At 48.1% G+C, this 16,738-nt stretch carries 13 protein-coding genes; 6 read left to right on the top strand and 7 right to left on the bottom strand.

What is annotated here, in order from left to right:
* Positions 1-370: 370 nt before the first annotated feature.
* The 4 genes from leuA to leuD all read left to right on the top strand — a co-directional run bounded on the left by leuA (position 371) and on the right by leuD (position 5,143).
* The gene (gene leuA / locus SG35_RS06125; RefSeq protein ID WP_044832274.1) at positions 371-1,957 is read left to right on the top strand and encodes a 2-isopropylmalate synthase; all 1,587 of its coding nucleotides are present in this window, start codon (positions 371-373) and stop codon (positions 1,955-1,957) included.
* A 5-nt stretch (positions 1,958-1,962) separates the two neighbouring features.
* Positions 1,963-3,054, top strand: a complete 1,092-nt coding sequence (gene leuB, locus SG35_RS06120; protein WP_044832273.1) for a 3-isopropylmalate dehydrogenase — start codon at positions 1,963-1,965, stop codon at positions 3,052-3,054.
* Positions 3,055-3,137: 83 nt separating this feature from the next.
* Positions 3,138-4,532: a 3-isopropylmalate dehydratase large subunit gene (gene leuC / locus SG35_RS06115; RefSeq protein WP_044832272.1), complete on the top strand. Its 1,395-nt coding sequence runs from the start codon at positions 3,138-3,140 to the stop codon at positions 4,530-4,532.
* Between the two features lie 14 nt (positions 4,533-4,546).
* Entirely contained in the window at positions 4,547-5,143 is a 597-nt protein-coding gene (leuD, locus tag SG35_RS06110; protein ID WP_044832271.1) for a 3-isopropylmalate dehydratase small subunit, read from the top strand.
* A gap of 241 nt (positions 5,144-5,384) precedes the next feature.
* Here the strand turns inward: leuD and SG35_RS06105 are convergent, their stop codons facing one another.
* Together SG35_RS06105 and SG35_RS06100 are read right to left on the bottom strand one after the other, a co-directional pair.
* Complete coding sequence (locus tag SG35_RS06105) at positions 5,385-6,269, bottom strand: general secretion pathway protein GspB (RefSeq protein WP_044832270.1); 885 nt, start codon at positions 6,267-6,269, stop codon at positions 5,385-5,387.
* Positions 6,270-6,280: 11 nt separating this feature from the next.
* Entirely contained in the window at positions 6,281-7,927 is a 1,647-nt protein-coding gene (locus SG35_RS06100) for an ExeA family protein (RefSeq protein WP_044832269.1), read from the bottom strand.
* A 175-nt stretch (positions 7,928-8,102) separates the two neighbouring features.
* Between SG35_RS06100 and SG35_RS06095 the strand changes: the two genes are divergently transcribed.
* Positions 8,103-9,401, top strand: coding sequence for a multifunctional CCA addition/repair protein (locus tag SG35_RS06095; protein ID WP_044832302.1), 1,299 nt, complete (start codon positions 8,103-8,105; stop codon positions 9,399-9,401).
* 359 nt (positions 9,402-9,760) lie between these two features.
* Here the strand turns inward: SG35_RS06095 and SG35_RS06090 are convergent, their stop codons facing one another.
* The 5 genes from SG35_RS06090 to SG35_RS06070 all read right to left on the bottom strand — a co-directional run bounded on the left by SG35_RS06090 (position 9,761) and on the right by SG35_RS06070 (position 15,937).
* On the bottom strand, positions 9,761-10,048 hold the full coding sequence (locus SG35_RS06090; RefSeq protein WP_044832268.1) for a hypothetical protein: 288 nt from the start codon (positions 10,046-10,048) through the stop codon (positions 9,761-9,763).
* Complete coding sequence (locus SG35_RS06085; RefSeq protein WP_160298268.1) at positions 10,041-10,190, bottom strand: hypothetical protein; 150 nt, start codon at positions 10,188-10,190, stop codon at positions 10,041-10,043. Before SG35_RS06085 ends, SG35_RS06090 begins: the two co-directional genes overlap by 8 nt.
* 368 nt (positions 10,191-10,558) lie before the next feature.
* Positions 10,559-13,138 carry a TonB-dependent receptor plug domain-containing protein gene (locus SG35_RS06080; protein ID WP_044832267.1) on the bottom strand — a complete coding sequence of 860 codons (2,580 nt, stop codon included), beginning with the start codon at positions 13,136-13,138 and terminating at the stop codon, positions 10,559-10,561.
* Positions 13,139-13,842: 704 nt separating this feature from the next.
* Positions 13,843-15,468 (bottom strand): alpha-glucosidase, encoded by a 1,626-nt coding sequence (locus SG35_RS06075; protein WP_044832266.1) that lies wholly within the window; start codon positions 15,466-15,468, stop codon positions 13,843-13,845.
* Between the two features lie 271 nt (positions 15,469-15,739).
* Entirely contained in the window at positions 15,740-15,937 is a 198-nt protein-coding gene (locus SG35_RS06070; RefSeq protein WP_044832265.1) for a hypothetical protein, read from the bottom strand.
* A 135-nt stretch (positions 15,938-16,072) separates the two neighbouring features.
* Here SG35_RS06070 and SG35_RS06065 point away from each other — a divergent pair, with 135 nt between their 5' ends.
* Complete coding sequence (locus tag SG35_RS06065; RefSeq protein WP_044832264.1) at positions 16,073-16,489, top strand: YbaN family protein; 417 nt, start codon at positions 16,073-16,075, stop codon at positions 16,487-16,489.
* The last annotated feature ends 249 nt before the right edge of the window (positions 16,490-16,738 follow it).

Below are 16,738 nucleotides of genomic sequence, written 5' to 3'. Positions count from 1 at the left end.
GCCTTTTATTTTCGGCTGAGTTGCCTGCTGACTATCACCTTGGCTCTCTTTTTCGTGATAACCTTAAAAAAGCTGTCGACCTTTAACAACATTTTTCTGTAAATTTATTACAATTTTTCATTGACAGCCCAGGCGCGTTTAGGCTAGTTTAAACTTACAAATAACGAACAAATTTACGTTAAAACATATGACACAATTAATTAAGACAATTCGAATTAACCTCCTCCTCGTACTTAAGGTGCGCGGATAGTTTTTTATTGCTTAATTAATAATGAAAAATATAAAACCCGCGTCAGTAACGCGGGTTTTTTTATGCCTGAGTTTTTAGACGCTGGTTTACTTAACATACAGAGAGAACAAAGGATAACCAATGGATAACAAAGTCATCATATTCGACACCACCTTACGGGACGGTGAACAAGCCTTAAATGCCAGCTTGTCTGTGCATGAAAAACTTCAAATTGCCCAGGCGATTGAACGCTTGGGCGTGGATATCATGGAAGTGGGTTTCCCGGTATCATCTCCCGGTGACTTTGAATCCGTACAACAGATTGCCAAAACCGTAAAAAACTCCCGGGTATGTGCCCTGGCCCGCGCGGTGGAAGCCGATATCAAAGCCTGTGCCGACGCGTTGAAACCCGCCGAAGCGTTTCGAATCCATACCTTTATTTCCACCTCAGACGTGCATGTTCAGCAAAAATTGCGCAAGGAGTTTTCCGATATCGAAGCCATGGCGGTACATGCGGTCAAGTATGCCCGCCGCTTCACCGATGATGTCGAGTTTTCCTGTGAAGATGCCGGACGTACGCCAATCGATAACTTATGCCGCATGGTCGAGCAGGCGATTAAAGCCGGCGCCACTACGGTCAATATTCCCGATACCGTAGGTTATACCGTGCCGACGGAATTTGGCGGTATTATCACACAATTATTCAACCGGGTGCCCAATATCGACCAGGCGGTCATTTCCGTGCATTGCCACAACGACTTAGGCCTGGCGGTAGCCAACTCCATTGCCGCCGTCCAGGCTGGAGTCAGACAAATCGAATGTACCGTCAACGGCATCGGCGAGCGCGCCGGTAACTGTTCACTGGAAGAAGTGGCAATGATCTTAAAAACCCGCGAAAGCCTGTTGGGTTTACACACAGGTATCCAACACCAGGAAATTGCCCGCACCTCCAAACTGGTCAGCCATTTATGCAATATGCCGGTGCAGTTAAATAAAGCCATCGTCGGCGGCAATGCCTTTAGCCACTCATCCGGCATTCACCAGGACGGCATGTTAAAAGCCAGCAATACCTATGAGATCATGACCCCGGAAAGTGTCGGCATCAGCAAAACAAAATTAAATTTAACCTCCCGCAGCGGCCGCCACGTTATCAAACACCGCATGGCCAGCCTGGGTTACCAGGACAGCGATTATGACTTAGAGCAGTTATATAGCGACTTCCTGGCGCTGGCGGATAAAAAAGGCCAGGTCTTTGATGATGACTTAGAAGCGTTATTATTTAATATCCAGCAGCAAGAGATGCAGGACTTTTATCATATCGATTATTTAACGGTGCAATCGGGCAGCGGCGAATTTGCCACCGCCAGTATCAAGCTAGCCTCGGGTGAAGAACAACAAATCAAATCCGCCACCGGCAACGGGCCTGTGGATGCCTTATACCGCGCCATCAAACAGGCGGTGGATATAGAGTTTGAAGTTTCCGATTATAAAATTTCCAATAAAGGCGCCGGGGAGGACGGCCTGGGCCAGGCAGATATCGTCGTCACCTGGCAGGGGCGCAACTTCCACGGTTTTGGTCTGGCGACAGACGTCATCGAAGCCTCGGGGCAGGCGCTGATCCATACGTTAAACAGTATTCATCGCGCGGAAACCATCAGCGCGTTAAAAAAAGAAGCCGGTGCCAAGCAGTCGCCATCCTCTTCAACCCATAAACCACAAGGTGTGTAATCCAAATGTCCAATATTGCAATTTTAGCCGGTGATGGCATAGGCCCGGAAGTGATGGCACAGGCAGAAAAAGTCCTGAAAACCGTTGCCGATAAATACAGCTTTCCCCTGAATTTTCATCACTATGATGTCGGCGGCTGCGCCATAGACAATCACGGCACCGCCCTGCCCGAGTCCACTATTATGGGCTGCGAACAATCAGATGCTATCTTGTTCGGCTCGGTCGGCGGCCCTAAATGGGCCAACCTGCCGCCAACGGAGCAACCGGAGCGCGCCTCTTTATTAGGTCTGCGCGGCCATTTTGGTTTGTTCTGCAATATGCGCCCGGCGCAATTGCAAAGCGCCATGTCCCATTTGTCGCCGTTAAGAGCCGATATCTCAGGGCAAGGTTTTGATATCCTGGTCATGCGCGAGCTAACCGGCGGCATCTATTTCGGCGAGCCCAAGGGACGCCAGCACCAGGGCACACCGGATGAAACCGGTTTTGATACTATGATCTACAGCCGTAAAGAAATCACCCGTATCGCCAAACTGGCGTTTGAAGCGGCGCAAAAACGCAACAACAAGGTTATTTCCGTAGATAAAGCCAATGTACTGGCCAGCTCGCAATTATGGCGTGAAGTGGTTAATGAGGTGGCAAAAGATTACCCGGACGTCGAGCTTGAGCATATGTATGTCGACAACGCCGCAATGCAGCTGGTGCGTTACCCGGATCAGTTTGATGTTATGTTATGCTCGAACTTATTTGGCGATATTTTATCTGATATCTGCGCCATGATCACCGGCTCCATGGGTTTGTTACCGTCCGCCAGCTTGAACGAGCAAGGCTTTGGTATGTATGAACCCGCCGGCGGTACCGCCCCGGATATCGCCGGTAAAGGCATCGCCAACCCGATAGCCCAGATTTTATCGGCGGCATTGTTGCTGCGTTACAGCTTAAACCAAAACGAGGCGGCAGCAACCATAGAGCAAGCAGTCGCTAAAACCCTGGCAGACCAGGTGTTTACCCGAGATCTGTTAACACAGGAAACCGCTTCCCAAGCCAAATCGACCTCAGAAATGGGCGATTATATCTGTAACATCATCAAGGATTTATAACATGGCAACCACCTTATATCCGACAATAGATAGTTGCAACGACCAGGCTCATCTTTCATATATCAGCAGCAAGGATTTATAACATGGCAACCACCTTATACGAGAAGTTGTGGCAACGTCACCTGGTTGAAGAAAAAGCCGGTGAAACCCCGTTATTATATGTCGACCGCCACCTTATTCACGAAGTGACTTCGCCGCAGGCGTTTGCAAATTTAAAATTCCATAACCGCCCGGTACGCAAACCCCAACGTACTATCGCCACTATGGATCACAATATTTCCACCCGCTCTATCGCCATAGATGCTGCGGGTGAAGGGGCTGCCAATCAGCTGCGCACCCTGGAGAAAAACTGTAAAGAATTTGGCATCGAACTGTTTGGTATGGGTCATAAAAACCAGGGCATAGTCCATGTGATGGGGCCTGAGCTGGGCCTGACCCTGCCGGGCACCATTATCGTATGCGGCGACTCCCATACCGCCACCCATGGCGCATTCGGCGCTCTGGCCTTTGGTATCGGCACCTCGGAAGTCGAGCATGTGCTGGCCACGCAAACCTTGCGTCAAACCAAGGCCAAAACCATGAAAATTGAGGTTAAGGGTCAGGTCGGTGTCGGCATCAGCGCCAAAGATATTATCCTGGCGATCATCGGCAAAACCGGCAGCGCCGGGGCCACAGGTTATGTGGTGGAATACTGCGGCGAAGCCATTACTGCGCTGAGCATGGAAGAGCGCATGACGGTCTGTAACATGAGCATAGAATTTGGCGCTAAGGCAGGTTTAATTGCCCCGGATGAAACTACCTTTGCCTACCTGAAAGACAGGGAATACGCCCCTCAAGGTGAACTATGGCAGCAGGCGGTCAATGACTGGCAAACCCTGAAATCCGATAGCGATGCAAAATATGATGCCGTGGTCACTCTAGAAGCCAAAGACATCAAGGCCCAGGTAACCTGGGGCACCACACCGGGCCAGGTAACGGCGATTGACGCCACTGTGCCTTCTCCCGATGATTTTGCAGATCCGGTTGAAAAAGAGTCCTGCGTAAAAGCCCTGGCTTATATGGGCTTAACCGCAGGCACCAAGATCACCGATATCGATATCAACAAGGTCTTTATCGGCTCCTGTACCAACTCGCGCATCGAAGACTTACGCGCCGCTGCCGCCGTGGCTAAAGGCAAAAAAGTTTCTCCCAAGGTAGATGCTATCGTGGTACCCGGCTCCTACCGGGTAAAAGAGCAGGCCGAAGCCGAAGGCCTGGCGCAAATATTTATCGACGCCGGTTTTGAATGGCGCCTGCCCGGCTGCTCCATGTGTTTAGGCATGAACGACGATAAACTGGCGGAAGGCGACAGATGTGCTTCCACCAGTAACCGCAACTTTGAAGGCCGTCAGGGGCGCGGCAGCCGCACCCACCTGGTGAGCCCGGAAGTTGCCGCCGCGGCAGCCATTGCCGGACATTTTGTCGACTTAAACAGCTAATACAGGAAAAAAACATGGAAAAATTTACCCGACATCAAGGTTTGGTTGTGCCTTTGGATATTGCCAATGTCGATACCGACCAAGTCATTCCCAAGCAGTTTTTACAAAAAACCGAACGTGTTGGTTTTGGCCAGCATTTATTCCACGACTGGCGTTACCTCGACGGCGCAGGTACTCAAGATAACCCGGAGTTCATTTTAAATGAAGCCAGATATAAAGGTGCCTCGATCTTGCTGGCGCGGGAGAATTTCGGTTGCGGTTCCAGCCGCGAGCATGCCCCCTGGGCTTTGCAGGAGTACGGCTTTAAAGTCATTATCGCACCGAGCTTTGCCGATATTTTTTATGCCAACTGCATCAATATCGGCATCTTGCCAGTCAAACTCAACGACGAAGAAATCAACCAGTTGTTTGCAGCCACTGCAGAAGCGGAGATTGAGATAAATGTCGACCTGGCCAACAACCATATCAGCTTTGGCGATAGCCGCTTTGATTTTAGCCTGGACAGCTTCCAGCAATATTGCTTAGAACAAGGCATTGACAGTGTCGGCTGGACCCTAAACAAGTTGGATAAGATTGAAGCATTTGAAGATAAAATGCCCGCCTGGCAATAGGCTGATATAACCTATAGCTGACACGTTAAAGGTTAGAAGTTAAAGTAAGTACAAGGGGCTGGTATAAATTACCAGCCCCTTTTTATGTACAGGATGTACGGTATGTCAAGGTCACACGGATGTGAAAGAGTGACTGCACAGGATGTACGGTATGTCACGGTCACACGGATGTGAAAGAGTGACTGCACAGGATGTACGGTATGTCCGGTTACAGGGAAGTAAAAGCGTGACCAGGGGAGAATTATCCCCCGGCAGAAGACCAATTAGATAAGGCGGGCAAACTGAAACTTTCACCGCGATAATTTAAGATCACCTGTTGCGGCAAAATTTGCGTCAAAACCAGGTCTTCAGCGACACGATCTCCCTGGTACTTGTCTTCACCGTTCACCCGGATCCAACCTTCACCATCGCTGGCAAAAATATGCAGTTCAAACTGCAGATCAGGTATGCCCTGTTGTACCCAAAGCGGCATATTTCCTAAAGGTGTTACACCGGAATCGGCACTATTTAATAAGGTATCGGGATCAGTACCTTCATCATCACTGTTTTCTTCAAGGGCACTGCTACCGGTTTCATCAAAAGCGGACTGGAACCTGGCCAACATATCATCAGAAACCCCCTCTTGAGCGGCCACTTTGAAATCATCAGGTAACTTTGGCTTTTCTGCACTGACCACAATTTGTGGCTCGCTAGCTTTTTCCGTTTCCTGCTTAACGGGAGGGTGTTCAAAATAATTTTCAGCGGCGATTTTTTCACTGCTGCTGTTAACTGTAGGCGCTGACATTGCTGCCGGGCTTTTGGCAGTTTCAGCCATAGGCTCACTTGAGACAGGTTTTAAAGTCTGATCGGCCTGTCCCGTGCCGTCAACGGCTATACTCGTGCCAGCTTGCCCGGGAGCCTGGATCACCCCCTGCTGATTAGAGGCCAAGACCTGGCCTTGCTGATTATTTTGCCCCAACCAGTAACCGGCCAACAAAGCGGCAAAAATCGCCAGGGTCAGTAACACTCCCCAGCCGATGGAGGCAGAGCGGGTTTCAATAGCTACCGGCACCGGAGTAGTGTGCAATGTCGGTGTCTGTCCCTGACTGGTTTGTTCTTTTTTAAGTGCTTCTAATATATATGACATAAAATCTTCAATTATTTAAAAATGGGCTGGCCCTGGTCTACGGTATTGGTTAATAACATCAGGGTTTGCTCCCTGGCCCCGCTACTGCTGTCAATCCCGTTTTGCCGCTGGTACTGGCGCAACTGGTTTTTTAACATCGCATCCATTGCCTGAACGTCTCTTGCCGGTCGTTGCTGTTTTTCGCTTAACTTATTTTCCAGCCATTGGATTGATGCCAACGAACTTTGCTCGTTTATAACCGTCACCGGCTCAAAAAAAGCATTTTTAGGGGGTTGCCAGAAGACTACTGCCCCCCCCTGCCAATAACGTTCAAGCCAGGCCTTGTCTACGGTTTGCTGTTGTTGATTAAACTGGAAACGGTAAGCTTGCTTTTCGAGCGGGTTTGATTGAGAACTACCGAGCAAGGTGCCGTAAAAGGCAACACCGTTTACATCGATAAACTTAAACACCGCCGGATAATTCAACTTCAATAATGCCGGCAAAGTGCCTTTAAACCAGTAGCAGCTTAACTCATAGCTGTTTGCCACCTGACAGGGTTCGCTCAGCTCCTCTTCCACCTGCAAACGCCACAGGCTGAACATATGCCTGACAGCTTGCGGTAAACTCCTGCTGGAGTCTATCACTAAAGGCCAGTTTATTTCAGGAGCAGTCTCTGCTTTATCTGCAACTTCTGCCGTTTCTGCCTGTTCATTTGCCTTATCGGCTAAAAGGGACGGTACTTGTTGTTGCACCTGTGTTTGCTCTTGATAATTACCAACCACAAAACCCAGTGTTAGGGTCAGTGCTATCAATCCACCCGCCAGGGCGAATTTTGTGCTGCTTTTTTGCCACCAGGACTGTTTGCTCAGCTCAGCGCCGAGGGCTTCAACCGATGCCCCCAGCACCAGCTTTTTATCCACGACTTGCTTATTTTCGCCGTAGGCGCCAAGCAGCGCCCGGTCGCATAACAGATTAATCAGCCTGGGAATGCCCTTGGACAGCTGATGTATGGTGGTAATTGCCCGGCGGTTAAACAAGGGCTGCTGACACTCGGCAATCGATAATCTGTGCTGAATATATTGCGCCACTTCTTCCCGGTTAAGGGGCAGCAAGTGATATCGCGCAGTAATACGTTGTGCCAGCTGCCTCAAATCGCGTCTTTGTAATAATTGCTGCAATTCAGGCTGGCCAATCAGGATCACCTGCAACAGTTTTTTGGTATGGGTTTCCAGATTGGTTAACAGCCTTAACTGCTCCAGTACTTCTGCCTTCAGGTGCTGAGCTTCATCTATGATCAAGATGGTATTTAATCCCGCCTGATGGTTTTTCAGCAATTTTTCCTGAATCTTATCGGTCAGGGTTTTTAAGGTCGCACCGGTTTTACGATAGCGGATTTTCAGCTCATCACAAATAGTCGCCAGCAATTCCTGACTCGATAAGGTCGGATTTAAAATAAAGGCCGCCTGGGTATTTTCCGGCAACTGATCCAACAAGCAACGACTGACGGTGGTTTTCCCCGTACCCACTTCCCCGGTGAGCAGCACAAAACCGCCGGTTTCACCTAAACCATAAGTTAAATGGGCCAGGGCTTCACGGTGGCGAACACTCATAAAGAGATAATGAGGGTTGGGCGCTATTGAAAAGGGAATTTCCTTTAAACCAAAATATCCTGTGTACATAAGCTGAAAACGGTGAATAAAATTACCGTGTAAAACTACCCCTTTGCCTGTGATAAGTCAAAGGCCGAAAGGTCACTTGGGCGTTTACATTGACAGCTATCATCAATTTGTCACCCAGATATAGGCTGATTTATGGTAAACTGCTTCTTTTGTGCGTTAACCTTTGGTCTTTTTTATGTCTGTCTCTGTTGCCGATAAACCTGCTGACAATAATATCTCTTCCACGCTTGATACCTATCTGGTGGGGGGCGCCGTCAGGGATCAGCTACTGGGCCGGGAAGTCACCGAGCGGGATTATTTAGTGGTCGGGGCAACCCCCCAGCAGATGCTTGAGCTCGGTTTTATGCCCGTAGGCAAAGACTTTCCGGTATTTCTGCATCCAAAAACCAAAGAAGAATATGCCCTGGCCAGAACCGAACGAAAACAGGGGCAAGGTTACACCGGCTTTGTCTGTTATGCCGACAGCGACGTCACCATAGAAGAAGATCTTAAACGCCGGGATCTGACAGTTAATGCCATGGCAATGTCAGACAGCGGCGAAATCATAGACCCCTATAACGGCCAGCAAGATCTGAATAACAAAGTGTTACGACATGTGTCCGATGCCTTTGTTGAAGATCCCCTGCGGGTCTTGCGGGTTGCCCGTTTTGCCGCCCGTTATCACCAATATGGCTTTAGCGTTGCCCCACAAACACTCGCGTTAATGGCAGAAATCTCCGCCAGCGGCGAACTGCAGCAATTAACGGCAGAAAGAGTCTGGAAAGAGATGCAGCGCAGCCTGGACGAAGAGAATCCCGAAGTGTTCTTTTTGGTATTACGCCAGTGCGGCGCCCTGAAAGAACTCTTCCCCGAGTTGGATATCCTCTGGGGTATTCCCAACCCCGAGCGCTGGCACCCTGAAATATGCACTGGTTTGCATACCATGATGGTATTAGCCCAGGCGGTTAAGCTGTCAAATAAAACCAGTGTCCGCTTTGCCTCCCTGTGCCATGATTTAGGCAAAGGGCTGACAGAAGAAGAAACATTACCCAGCCACCCCGGGCATGAAACCAGCGGCTTGCCCCTGGTAGAAGCTGTGTGCCAACGCTTTAAAATTCCCAACGACTGCAAACGCCTGGCATTAAAGGTCTGTGAATTTCACCTGATGTGCCACAAGGCTTTTGAATTTGGCGAGCATACAATATTAAAACTGTTTAACCAGTTAGATACCTGGCGTAAGCCAGATGAGTTTGAAGACTTTCTCCTGAGCTGTGAAGCCGACTATAAAGGACGTTTGGGTTTTGAAGAAAAATCCTACCCCCAGGCCGCCTATTTACGGGCTGCCGCAAAAGCGGCCAGCGCCATTAATGCCAAAGCTTTTGTCGAACAGGGACTTAAAGGGTTAGAAATTAAAAAAGCGATCGATGCAGCCAGGTTAACGGCAATCGGCGAAGTAAAAGTAAAACTCACTCATACGGCACCTGCTCATCCCTAAATAAAGCATTTACTCAAGCCAGCTCAGGACGGGACAGAGCCATATATAAAGCCAGCTCCTATCCATCCTTTTTTATACAAGTAGAGCGCTGGATAAATAGCTTTGTTTGCATTTAGTGTTGCTGTTAATTATTCACTGCGGTATGAAAAGCAGCCAGTAGCGATGAAATGTATGAATTGCTAGTGACGGACAGGCAAACAATAACGCTTAGGTTAACATGAGCTAACAGAAAGGCGATTGCCCTCAGGGTTGCCAGGATCGCATTTAGTACCGGGCGGGTTACTGACATAGCTGAAACGCTTATTGTCGTTAACCCGCCCGGCTTTTGCTCCGTTTACGCCATAGTCAATCTTACGTGGTTAACATGACTTCTTGCGGCTAAGCACTCTCCAGCGCGCTTGCATTTCGTCTATTTTCTCCCGGTAGCCGATAACCTGATATTTGAGCCAATAGCACAGGTGCCTGATACCTTCACTGGTGTGCTCGGTGATGCATTCGGGCTCGCGGGTAACCGCTGAAAATGCATCGAACAGGAAGGCGCATTCTTCGCTGAATTTGTCAAAATCTTCACTTAGATTGGCAAAATCGCTCGACAGCTGTTCCCTTTTTATTGCATCCTCAGTGAGTGGCAGGTTTGATTCAGACATGATATTTGCCTCCCTTATTAGTTAACGGCGTATAGCTGCTGGCATAAGCTGCCAATGGAAGCTTGGTTATGAGGGCAGGTATATTTTCTGTTAAAGAAACTTTAACCGAGTGAAACTCTGGCATATCATTAGGGTTAGCCATGATGGATACCTCGCTTATCTGTTGTGGTTAGCTGTCTCTGAGTGTTGCAGCACTTAGGGGCAGCGCTTGGTTTATCTGCTGGTTCTCTTCTTTAAACACCTCCGCTGACGGGAATTCACCTGTTAGTGATAGTACAAAATACCGGAAAAATCCCCCTGGGTTGGCATTTAATGTTTATGTCAATTGCCCGCACTGTATCGATAGCAGTACGAAAACATCAACTATATGAAATGTATAAATAAAAAAGGCTGATAACTTGTTACAGGGCGGCAACAGTCAACGCAAACATAGCCGGATAAATACATCCGTGCATAAAAAAAGCCACATCTGTCGATGCGGCTTTTTATTAACTTATTAACCTTAAAAGATTAAAAGTTATAAGTAGCTTTCACGTAATAGTAACCGCCGTTGTAATCAAACGGACCACTTTCGTAAAACTTAGCGCCTAAAACGCCGTAAGCAGGGTCATCACCACGTTTTAATTCTTCGGCTTCCTGGTCGAACAGGTTATTGGCGCCTGCCGACAAGGTAATGCTGTCACTGAAGAAGTAGCTCACTTCGGCATCAACGGTTACCGCTGATGACGCAGTTTCAGAACCCCACACAGAAGTATCATCGGCATGGGTAGCATAATACTCACCAAAATAATTGGTACGTACAAACATGCTGACCGAATCCCAGCTCTGGGCTATGGTAAAGGTGGCTCTGTGCTCAGGCATACCTTCTTCTAAGCGGCGTACTTTACCCTCGTTAGTGGTTTCAGGGTTAAATTTATCTACCTCGGTTTTATTCCAGTTATATGCCAGGCTAAGCTGGGTATCACCGTTAAATAACTCCATACCGTAGTTAGCAACTAAATCAACCCCTTGAGTAGTGGTATCAAAGTCATTGGCAAAATAAGTTACCGCTGAAATCAATTCAGGATTCTGTACACCTGCCGCCCTAAGAGCATCGTAATCATTAGGATCTACGTCTATCTGGCTCGACTGGGCAATACGGTCGGTGACTTCAATGTTGTAATAATCCAAAGTTACAAATAGAGCACCGTCAGAATAAACCCCACCAAAGGCGTAGCTGACTGATTCTTCCGGATCCAGCTCTTTACCGCCGTAGAAAGAAGATAAGGGATCAGTCGGTGGCGCCAGGAAGGTCTGAATTAGATCGCCTTCAACAATAGAGGTTTGGGTATTAACCACATTGGCCTGACCTACGGTCGGCGCCCTGAAACCAGTACTGTGTGAAGCACGTAAAGAGAGTTCATCGTTAACAGAGAATTGTCCCGTTAGCTTATAGTTAAGGGTATCGCCGAAAGAGGTGAAGTCCTCATAACGTACCGCGGCCCCCATCATAAAGGCATCGCTAAAGTAGGTTTCTACATCCACATAAGCGGCAACATTACGGCGAACATTTTCACCGGCTGATTCAGGGCCGAACCCTTTAAAACCATGTGAGCCAATGCTAAAGCCCTGATCCGCCAAGTCACCCGCTTTCCAGGAGGCTTCTTCACCGGCAACGATTTCAAAGCTTTCTTCACGCCATTCCAGACCGGCAGCAACATTCATCGGCTCTTCCAGACCAACTTCTACCCCTTTAGAGATATCAAAGTTAAAGGTTTTCTCTAACTGGATATATTTACCCGTTTCAAATGACATCGGACTTTCCGGCCCTAATGACGGGTTAATGGTGTTGTTCAGGAAGAAGGTAGAAGCATTTCGGCCAACCGAGCCGCTCAAGTCATAGTAGGCTTCGTCAAGGAAACCACCACTGATTTCCCCTTTGGTGCCGATAGTTAATGCAGTATCTACGATATTACCGGCAAATGAAGGAGTATAACCGCCCGGATACATTTCATTTACCGCAAAACAGTTCTGCCCTACAGCGGTATTTGGATCGGCAATCAATGCATAGTTATCCTGGCCTAAAACATTACCTGTAGTAATATCAACCGTTGGACACTCAACACCTGTACCGACGCCGTCTAAATCCCCCACTAATAGGGTAGCACCGTCATCAACCGAGTAAACATTACCGCGGTTATGCGGGTTACGGTAGTAGAAACCGCCGGTAGCATCACGTTCGGAGTAGTTACCAAACATGTAAAACTCATTATCATTGCCTAAGTCCAGGCCGACATTAGCAAAAAGGGTAATGTCATCTTCAATTTCCGGATTACCCCAGACTTGCGCCGGATCATTTATCGAAGTGTTACCTGCGTCGCTCAATCCCTGGGCATCAGGTCTTTGCACACTGCGGCTGGTCGCATCGGCATTTTTCAACTGAAAACTTAAATTAACAAAGCCGTCGTCGGTGAAAGGCAAACCCAGGTTACCGTCAACTATCGTTGCGGCGCCGTCGCCTTCATAATATTCACCATGTTTGACCGAGATAGAGCCGCCGTCGGCGTCATCTTTTAAGACAAAGTTCATCACACCGGCAATGGCATCTGAACCGTACTGGGCCGCAGCACCGTCACGTAATACTTCCACCTGCTTTAAAGCAACACTTGGAATAACGGAAATATCAGGCCCCTGGGCACCATCGTTAACCCCGCCCCCCTGGAAAGCAATAACCGAGGCGCGGTGGCGGCGTTTACCGTTTAATAAGATCAAGGTACTGTCTGATGATAAACCACGCAGGTTTACCGGACGAATCAAGGTAGCAGCATCACTGATAGGCTGGGCGCGCACGTTAAAAGAAGGAATCGCTCCCACCAGCATATCAAGCATATCGGTAGAGCCGGATTTAGCCAATTCGTCACCGCCGATCAGATCAACAGGCACCGGAGAATCGGCAACAGAGCGTGGCGCGGCCCTAGAACCAACCACCACTATTTTCTCAACGTCTTTTTCTTTTGCTGCAGCATCGGATTCGGCAGCGTAGGCTGGCATTGTACCTAACGCAAAACCCACTGCTAGGGCTAACGTACCGGCACGAAATTTAGTAGACATGTTATTTCCTTCCCAATAATGGTAATTAAGTTTTTATAATTATCTATTTTTATTCACTGAGTGATTTTTGTTATTGCTCAAAAATTCACTAGCTGCAATTATTTATAAAACAGCTAAAACCGCATTACAAGAGGCTTGGAACTCAAACCGAACTTTATTCGGTTAAATAACCAGCAATTATTCAAATTAAGTTAAGCATTAACCTTAAACACCTTGATTGTGATCAAAGCCCGCAGCCCCATAATTGGCGATACTTATAGCCATTTCGAAAAAAACCGCATCTGCGAAATTATTCGTATTTCATCGAAAATGAAAAAGTTCAAAAAAAAATAAATAAAAATAAAAAATTTTTTTATCCGTAAAAAAATCAAACAAATAAAGTACAATAAATTTACAAGAATACAACAGCAAAAATCAGCCAACTTTTATTGGCTTCCACCGCCCGGGTGGCTGCTGTTGCTTAATCCGTCAATTTCAGGCCAGAGCCAAGCAAATAATTAGCTAAAAATTTTAAATAACTATTCCCGGCATTCAGATTCATGGCTGCGATTAACATACGGTGATTAACAAACGACAACTAACATAAAAGATCCCGCCAGGGCATACCCGGGGAAAACAACGAAGAATAAAAAAAGCCGACAGCAATTAAAAAGTAATTACCGCCGGCCTGATAGGAGAACAAGTCTGTGACAGGCTAAGCCCGGTTAGACCAGGCGAGCAAATACCGCCTGATGCGGGGCTAACACCAGGGTTTCGTTATCCTGGCTTAACGACTGGAATCCGTGCCCTTCAAGAGCAGACAAATTCATCCCGGACATTAGCGGCATCAAGCTTGTGCGGTCAGCAAAATTAAAACAGCAAAGCAGGGCCCTGTCCTGATCACGACGAATAAAAGCTAAGATATCATCAGGCGCGTCAATAAATTCAATATCACCGTATAACAGCTCGGGATGTGCTTTACGCCAGCGGACAAATTGCCGGTAGGCCGACAATAACGAGTCTTGCGCTTGCTGCTGACGATCAACGGCACAGGCTCTGTGCTCTTGCGGTACAGGCAACCAGGTTTGCTCCCCCGCCGAAAAACCGCCATTTACCTGGTGTTCAAACCAGGGCATAGGGGTACGGCAACCGTCGCGTCCTTTAAAATTGGGCCAGAAAGTTATGCCGTAAGGATCCTGCAACTGCTCAAACGCAATTTCCGCCTCCGTCAGGCCAAGCTCTTCCCCCTGATAGGTACAGACACTGCCGCGCAGGGATAACAACATGGCATTGAGCATTTTCGCCAGTTGCGCACTGGTATTGCCTTGACCCCAGCGGCTCAATACCCGGGTAACGTCGTGATTGCCTATCGCCCAGCAAGGCCAGCCGTCGGTTAAGTTTGCTTCCAGGGTTTGTACCGTGTTGCGGATATAGGCCGGACTGAAATCTTTGGTTAGCAGCTCAAAGCTGTAAGCCATATGCAAGCGCTTATTGCCCAGGGTATAGTCGGACATGGCTTTGAGGGAGTCTTCGCAGGAAATTTCTCCCAGCGACACCACGCCGGGATATTTGTCCATCAAAGCGCGGATATCTTCCATAAAACCAAGGTTTTCCGGCCGGGTATTATCATAATGGTGATATTGATAGGCGTAAGGGTTATCTTCGCTAAAACCCCGCCCTTTTCTGTCTTCACTGGCCTTGGCGGGGTTATCCCGTAACTGCTGATCATGGAAACAGAAGTTGATGGCATCGAGACGGAAACCGTCGACCCCGCGCTTAAGCCAAAACTCGACATTATCGAGCACGTGGCGACGCACCTCGGGATTATGGAAATTCAAATCAGGCTGTTCGGTTAAAAAGTTATGCAGGTAATACTGCTCTCTGCGCGGCTCCCACTGCCAGGCACTGCCGCCGAAAATAGATAACCAGTTATTCGGCGGCGTACCGTCGGGCTTGGCGTCCGCCCATACATACCAGTCGGCCTTATCATTGCTTTTATCCTGGCGGCTTTGCTGGAACCAGGCATGCTGATCTGAGGTATGGCTGAGCACCTGGTCGATGATCACTTTCACCCCTGACTCTTTGGCCACGGTAATTAAACGGTCAAAATCTGCCATAGAGCCGAACATGGGATCAATTTCCCGATAATCGCTGATATCATAGCCAAAATCTTTCATCGGCGATTTAAAAAAGGGCGACACCCAAACCGCATCCACGCCCAAACTTTTGATATACGGGAATTTATCAACAATACCGGCCAGATCTCCTATTCCGTCCTGATTAGCATCCATAAAGCTGCGGGGATAAATTTGATAAATAACGGCGCCACGCCACCAGGGTTGTTGTTTCATTGGCAATCCAAATTGTCATTACGGTGATTATTTTTCATTTTGGTGAATAAGATCACAACGAAGGAGAAAGAGGATTCAGCATAAATACCCGGCAGGCCTTGTGCAATAAGTCTGCATACGTATGCAGCCGTTCCCGGGGGCTTGGCGGCTATGCATACGTATGTATGGCGGGGCCAAAATGTCGCCGACAAATACCGCCTGATAAACTTCCCCGTGCCGCAGCCGGATATGAGAGAAAATAGCATTGGCTTTTCCGGCAACGGCAGGCAAGTTACTCCACAGTCAAAAAGTTTTCATAGCCGTCGATAGCAAAATAACGCAGCGACTTTTTATGCTTGATTTTTTTAGCTATCAGCTGCTCCCCGCAATAGATTTTAACCACCTGCTTATCGCCGTTACTGTCGGTTTCGTAACCGTGATCGTCGTTTAATCTCAGGTTATCAAACTCGGTTTTCATTATCAGCTTCACTGATGTTCCCCCTTTCTCAGGACTTTATCGCACCACAAATCGCCTAAAGGGAATTTAAATACTTCACTTTAAGGCGGTTTTTGACTTGTTTATTTTCGGGTATAATAGCGGTAATTACAGCACAGGATAATCTCCATGTACCGACTTATTCATCTTTTTCTGGGTTTTACCTTTTTATTGATCGGCGCCATCGGAGTCATATTGCCGTTATTACCCACCACTCCCTTTATTATCCTGGCCGCCTATTGTTTTTCCAAAAGCTCAAAAAAGTTTCACCTCTATCTGCTTAATCACCGCCTGTTCGGCGGCATGCTGCGCGACTGGGAAAGCTACGGCATTATCCCGTTTAAGGTAAAGTGCCTGTCTACGGCTATGATGCTGGTCATGATTTCCTATCCAATATTTTTTCTCGGCCTTGCCTGGTGGACCAAACTCTTGGTACTGCTCACCGTGATAGTCGCCTTAACTTATATCTGGAGCAGGCCGTCACGCATTAACGCCAAAGAAGGAGAGGCGGTTTTAAAGCAAGACAAGCAGGCCAACGAAGCTTAATGCCCGGCCAACCATAATCATCAGAGCCCTGACGCGACCTGAGTTCGCAGCATAATTGCCGATAGCAGCTCGCCCCGGTTCATACTTGCATGTACAGCCACAGCTCCTGTTCATCCATGAACCCGCAAAGATAAATACATCCGTGTATAAACCCCGCTCCTGTTCATCCATGAACTCGCGGGATAAATACATCCGTGTATAAAAAAACGGCTCACATCCGGAGCCGTTTATTGAGGGGCTACCGGATCG

It is taken from the genome of Thalassomonas actiniarum, assembly GCF_000948975.2.
In the GTDB taxonomy this organism is placed as follows: Bacteria; Pseudomonadota; Gammaproteobacteria; order Enterobacterales; family Alteromonadaceae; genus Thalassomonas; species Thalassomonas actiniarum.
This window is presented reverse-complemented; position numbering and strand designations above follow the sequence as displayed.

Coding starts and splice junctions, on each gene's coding strand:
- leuA (WP_044832274.1), top strand. CDS start 371: ATGGATAACAAAGTCATCATATTCGACACCACCTTACGGGACGGTGAA.
- leuB (WP_044832273.1), top strand. CDS start 1,963: ATGTCCAATATTGCAATTTTAGCCGGTGATGGCATAGGCCCGGAAGTG.
- leuC (WP_044832272.1), top strand. CDS start 3,138: ATGGCAACCACCTTATACGAGAAGTTGTGGCAACGTCACCTGGTTGAA.
- leuD (WP_044832271.1), top strand. CDS start 4,547: ATGGAAAAATTTACCCGACATCAAGGTTTGGTTGTGCCTTTGGATATT.
- SG35_RS06105 (WP_044832270.1), bottom strand. CDS start 6,269: ATGTCATATATATTAGAAGCACTTAAAAAAGAACAAACCAGTCAGGGA.
- SG35_RS06100 (WP_044832269.1), bottom strand. CDS start 7,927: ATGTACACAGGATATTTTGGTTTAAAGGAAATTCCCTTTTCAATAGCG.
- SG35_RS06095 (WP_044832302.1), top strand. CDS start 8,103: ATGTCTGTCTCTGTTGCCGATAAACCTGCTGACAATAATATCTCTTCC.
- SG35_RS06090 (WP_044832268.1), bottom strand. CDS start 10,048: ATGTCTGAATCAAACCTGCCACTCACTGAGGATGCAATAAAAAGGGAA.
- SG35_RS06085 (WP_160298268.1), bottom strand. CDS start 10,190: ATGGCTAACCCTAATGATATGCCAGAGTTTCACTCGGTTAAAGTTTCT.
- SG35_RS06080 (WP_044832267.1), bottom strand. CDS start 13,138: ATGTCTACTAAATTTCGTGCCGGTACGTTAGCCCTAGCAGTGGGTTTT.
- SG35_RS06075 (WP_044832266.1), bottom strand. CDS start 15,468: ATGAAACAACAACCCTGGTGGCGTGGCGCCGTTATTTATCAAATTTAT.
- SG35_RS06065 (WP_044832264.1), top strand. CDS start 16,073: ATGTACCGACTTATTCATCTTTTTCTGGGTTTTACCTTTTTATTGATC.